Consider the following 298-nt stretch of genomic DNA (forward strand, 5'->3'; position numbering starts at 1 on the left):
TACCTAGGCTTGTAAATAAAGCGGTTTGAATTTTAACTTCTGCTTTTAGCGTTTCATCAAATACATACTTTGGATCAAGTGCAGCAGACTTAGCTCTTAAACGAGCCTCAGCTAAAACGTCCATACCTAATGCTTCTAAACGTTGTTGCTTTAGAATCTCTTCTTGCTCTTTCGCAAGCTCCGCTTTTACAGCCACTCGTTGCTGCGCAGAAATAATGGCATTTGCCTTAATTCGTTCAGCATCAATTTGCTCTTTTATTTTTAGCTTTTCAGATTCAGCACGTTGCTTAGCAATTGC

The 298-nt window shown here is 39.3% G+C and carries 1 pseudogene; it reads right to left on the bottom strand.

The features are described from left to right. A pseudogene (locus AAEZ18_RS18560) lies at positions 1 to 298 on the bottom strand (SPFH domain-containing protein); the annotation flags it as partial.

The sequence above is a fragment of the Pseudoalteromonas sp. 19-MNA-CIBAN-0066 genome, assembly GCF_040308705.1.
Lineage (GTDB): Bacteria > Pseudomonadota > Gammaproteobacteria > Enterobacterales > Alteromonadaceae > Pseudoalteromonas > Pseudoalteromonas nigrifaciens.